Source organism: Roseibium sp., assembly GCF_050301095.1.
Classification (GTDB): Bacteria; Pseudomonadota; Alphaproteobacteria; order Rhizobiales; family Stappiaceae; genus Roseibium.
This window is the reverse complement of the sequence record NZ_JBNKYW010000095.1, coordinates 1-4,618: the sequence shown is the minus strand read 5'-3', so window position 1 is coordinate 4,618 and position 4,618 is coordinate 1. Positions and strand designations below refer to the sequence as shown.

The 4,618-nt window shown below is 62.1% G+C and carries 4 protein-coding genes; 3 read left to right on the top strand and 1 reads right to left on the bottom strand.

Translation table 11 applies throughout. The annotated features are described in order from the left end of the window. The 3 genes from ACQY7U_RS08430 to ACQY7U_RS08420 form a co-directional block, all read left to right on the top strand. On the top strand, positions 1-937 hold a 937-nt coding region (locus tag ACQY7U_RS08430; RefSeq protein WP_428643466.1), incomplete at its 5' end, for a DUF993 family protein. A gap of 5 nt (positions 938-942) precedes the next feature. Beyond that, positions 943-1,962: a LacI family DNA-binding transcriptional regulator gene (locus ACQY7U_RS08425; protein ID WP_428643464.1), complete on the top strand. Its 1,020-nt coding sequence runs from the start codon at positions 943-945 to the stop codon at positions 1,960-1,962. Continuing rightward, positions 1,952-3,217: a glycerate kinase type-2 family protein gene (locus ACQY7U_RS08420; protein WP_428643462.1), complete on the top strand. Its 1,266-nt coding sequence runs from the start codon at positions 1,952-1,954 to the stop codon at positions 3,215-3,217. Before ACQY7U_RS08425 ends, ACQY7U_RS08420 begins: the two co-directional genes overlap by 11 nt. A gap of 198 nt (positions 3,218-3,415) precedes the next feature. Here the strand turns inward: ACQY7U_RS08420 and ACQY7U_RS08415 are convergent. Next, positions 3,416-4,618, bottom strand: a 1,203-nt coding sequence (locus tag ACQY7U_RS08415) for a helix-turn-helix domain-containing protein (RefSeq protein ID WP_428643461.1), incomplete at its 5' end; no start/stop codon positions are given.

Sequence of the window (4,618 nt, the reverse complement as noted above, 5' to 3'; positions counted from 1 at the left end):
CGCGGAAGCCATGGATACGGCCCAACGCGGCATGGGGGTCGACTGGCCGACAGCAAAGGAACTGATCGAACGCACCATGAAGGAGGCGAAGGCGCACCCGATGAAGCCGCGCGTTGCCTGTGGTGCCGGAACCGACCAGGTGCCACTGGAGGACCTGAAAACCACCGATGACATCCTGAAAGCCTACCAGGAACAGATGGAAGCCATCGAAGCTGCCGGCGGGCAGGTCATCATCATGGCCTCGCGCGCCTTCCCTGCAATAGGTGCCGGACCGGACGACTATGCGACTGTCTACGGCAAGCTGCTCGACCAGGCTTCCAGCCCGGTCATCCTGCACTGGCTTGGCGACATGTTCGACCCGGCGTTGAAAGGTTATTGGGGCTCAAGCGATGTCGCGGCGGCCTCCGACGCAGTGCTGTCGATCATCGAGAGCAATCCGGCAAAGGTCGACGGCATCAAGATTTCCCTGCTCGACCAGGCTCATGAAGAAGCCTTCCGGGCGCGGTTGCCGGATGGCGTCAGGCTTTATACCGGCGACGACTTCAACTATGCGGAGCTGATCGAGGGGGACGGCACGCATTATTCCCATGCCCTGCTCGGAGCCTTTGCGGCCATCGCTCCGGTTGCCAGCCAGGCGCTGGAAGCCCTCGCGGAAGGCGACCGCGACACCTATCACCGGCTTTTCGCACCGACGGTGCCGCTCAGCCGGGAAATCTTCAAGGCGCCGACCCGGTTCTACAAGGCCGGAATTGCCTTCCTGGCCTGGCTCAATGACGCGCAAAGCCACTTCATCATGCCGGGCGGGTTCCAGTCCTCGCGGGAAATTACCCACTATGCGGAAGTCTTCCGGCTTGCAGACCGATCCCGTTTGTTGTCAAAACCGGATGTCGCCGTTGAACGGATGGCATTGCTTTTGAGACTGCACGGTATCGGCTGAGGTATATGGGCAAACGACCGACAATTCTGGATGTGGCGAAACACGCGGGGGTTTCCAAATCAACCGTGTCGCTGGTTCTCCAGAATTCCACGTTGGTCAAGGAGACGACCCGCGCCGATGTCATGAAGGCGATTGCCGAGCTAGGTTATGTCTATAACCGCTCGGCGGCGGGCCTGCGCGGCGCGGGCACTGGGCTGATCGGCCTGATCATCAACGACCTGCGCAACCCGTTCTTCACCGAGTTCGCCGCCAGCGCCCAGATGGCCTTCGCCCGGCAGGGTTATTCGACGGTGATCGCCAATACCGACGAGGATCCCGAAATCCAGTCGCATGTGATCGATGCCATGATCGAACACGGCGTTTCCGCCTTTGTCATCTCGCCGACCTATGGCGGCGAGGACCGGCCGTTCGACCGGATCCGGCGGGCCGCAATACCGACGATGCAGGTGCTGCGGCAACTGGACGATCGCACCGATCTCTTTCCGTTCGCGACGCATAATTATTCGGTCGGCGGGAAGCTGGCGACCGAACACCTGATCGAAGCCGGATGCCGCAACATTGCCTTTGTCGGCGGCATCAAGGACCGGCCGATCACGCTTGAGCGCATGTCCGGCTACAGCGAGGTCATGACCGCGCGCGGGCTGGAGCCGAGGGCCTTTTACGGCCGTCCGTCCCGAGCCGTCGGCCGGGACATCGCCCTTGAGATTGCCGGCCAGCACAGGGACGTGGAAGCTGTCGTCTGCTTCAGCGACCTTGTCGCACTCGGTATGCTGAGCGGCTTTGCCGAGGCTGGGGTGCAGGCGGGCAGAGAGATAAAAATCGTAGGCTTCGACGATATCGAGGAAAGCTCGATTGCCTATCCGAGGCTGAGTTCCGTTCGATGCGATTCCGGATTGTTCGGCCGGAATGCCGCCGAGGCGATGCTGGCCTGGATCACGGACGGAACCCGCCCGCCAGACACCAAACATTACGATGTCGAACTGATTGTCCGGCAATCGAGCCACTGGACCGAAAATGACACTTAACAATCAAGACCAATTCCTGCGCCACCTGTTCGAAACCGCGGTTGCGGCCGCGGATCCGATGCTGTGCGTGCCCGCCGCCCTGCCTGAAAAGCCCGAAGGCCGCACGCTTATCATCGGCGCCGGCAAGGCATCGGCCCGGATGGCGGAGGCGGTGGAAAGCGCCTGGGGGCCTTGCGAGGGACTGGTGATCACCCGCGACGGCTATGCCAGGCCCTGCGAGGGCATCGAAATCGTCGAGGCCTCGCATCCGGTGCCGGACGGACGCGGACTGGAAGCAACGGCCCGCATGCTTGAATTGCTCGGCAGCCTCAAGGACACTGATCAGGTGGTCGCGCTGATCTCGGGCGGTGCGTCGGCGCTTCTGGAAAAGCCTGCCGGGGACATCACGCTGGCAGAACTGCAGCAGCTGAATGCGGATCTTCTCGCCTCCGGCGCTCCGATAACCGAGATGAACACGGTTCGAAAACACGTGAGCCGCGTCAAGGGCGGACAGCTTGCCGCTGCCGCCTATCCCGCGAAGATGACGGCGCTGATCATTTCCGATGTTGCCGGCGACGATCCGGCCTTCATCGCCTCCGGCCCGACGGTCGGTGACAGGACCACACCAGCCGATGCGCGCGCCATTCTGAAGCGTTACGACATCTCCATTCCGGCCTCGGTGGAAGCTGTCCTGAACGGCCCTCAGCGGGTGCTGCCGGTGGGCGCCGAGGAATTGTCGACTGTCCGGAACGTTCTCGTTGCCGCGCCCTCCAGATCGCTTGAGGCCGCCGCGAAAGAGGCGCGGAACGCCGGGTGTGAAGTCGAAATCCTCGGCGATGCGATCGAGGGCGAAGCACGGGATCTGGCAGTGGAACAGGCTCGGCTGGCACTGGACATTCAGGCGAAGCTGAAGCGGGGAGACGCGCCGAGGCTGCTGCTATCGGGCGGCGAATGCACCGTCACCCGGCGCGGAGACGGGATCGGCGGCCCGAACGCGGAATATGCTCTTGCACTCGCCGTTGCCCTGAAAGGCCAGGCAGGCCTTCACGCCATCGCCTGCGACACGGATGGTGTCGACGGGGCAGCCGATGTGGCGGGCGCGGTCATTGGTCCGGAGACGCTTGAAAAGGCGCGCGCGCTCGGGATCGATCCGTCGGCCATGCTTCAGGCTAATGACAGTCACAGTTTCTTCGAACGTCTCGGCGACCAGGTCGTGCCGGGGCCGACACTCACCAACGTGAACGACTTCCGGGCAATCCTGATCGAGGCGCCTTGAGTAGCTGGATGTGTTCTGGCTGATTGCTTCAGGAGGAGCTGGATTGTCTGCCTCTTGTTGTCATCCCGGTTTGGCGCAGCCAGGACCGGGATCCAGTGCTTTCTGCGAAGGTTTGGGAAGACAATTTTCTCAATAGGTTACTGGATCCCTGCCTGCACAGGGATGACAAACGAAGCGAAAGTACTGCCTCCCAATCCCTCATTCCGTCGGCGTCACCCGATAGGGCACGATGCCGCGGCGGCCGGGGTCGATGAAGGGTTCCTTGTCGATGGCCGGGAAGGCGCGCTGGTCGCAATTGTCGCGCGGGCAGATGCGGCAGTTGACGCCGATGGGTTCGGGGTCGGAAATCTCGTCGATGTCGAGGCCGTCCGCATAGACGATGGCGTCCGCGTATTTGACCTCACAGCCGATGCCGAGCGCATAGCGGCGCTCGCCGGTGCCGTAGTCTGGCTGGTGCTTGGTGACGCTGGTGGCGATGCAAAGATACTGGACGCCGTCTGGCATCTGGGCGACCTGGGCGGTGAACTTGTTGGAGTTCTGCTCGAAGGCCTGGTGGACGTTCCAACGCGGGCAGGAGCCGCCGAAACGGGCGAACTGGAAGCGGGTGGCGCTGTGGCGCTTCACGACATTGCCTGCGCGGTCGATCTTGACGAAATAGAACGGCAGGCCGTTCGCCCCGGGCCTTTGCAGGGTCGACAGGCGGTGGCAGATGGTCTCGATGCTGACGTCAAGCAGGTTGGAGAGCAGCTGGATGTCGTGGCGGCAGCGCGCCGCCGTCCTAAGAAAATCGTCATAGGGCAGCAGGAGTGCGCCGGAGAAATAGTTCCGGAGCGCGAGGCGGGCGATGCTTTCGGCGGATTTGGTCTTGAATTTCGCCCGCTCCACTTCCTCGGAAATCAGGTCCTTGACGCAAAGCTCGGCAATGACCGACCCGAGCAGGAAATTCTTGGTCGATTGCGGAATGGCCCGGTAGAGCGAGATCTTTCGGGTGTAATCGTCCTGGCGGATCAGCGTGCCCTGATACTCGGGTACCTGTTCGACACGGATGCCGAAGCGCTGTTCGAGCCAGGACGTGAGGCTGGCGTATTTGGAGGAGCCGGTCGGCAGTCCGATTTCGTAAGCGAGTTTCTCCGCCGCCCTGTCGACCGAATCGACGTAGTTGTCCATGTAGTGGAAATAGTCGCGGACCTCGTCATAGGCGGACTTCTTGAAACCCGAACTGCCGTCTGCCGCACCGTTCATGTGCGCCAGCTCGTCCTCGATCGCCTCGCGGTCGTGATAGCCGCGCAAGGTGCCGTAAAGATCCATGATGGCCTGGGTGATGCCGGGGGCGCGGGTGACGAGTTCGTGTAGTTCCTGGCGTCCGATCGTGGAAGAATGAAATTGTGTATCTGCAAAAAT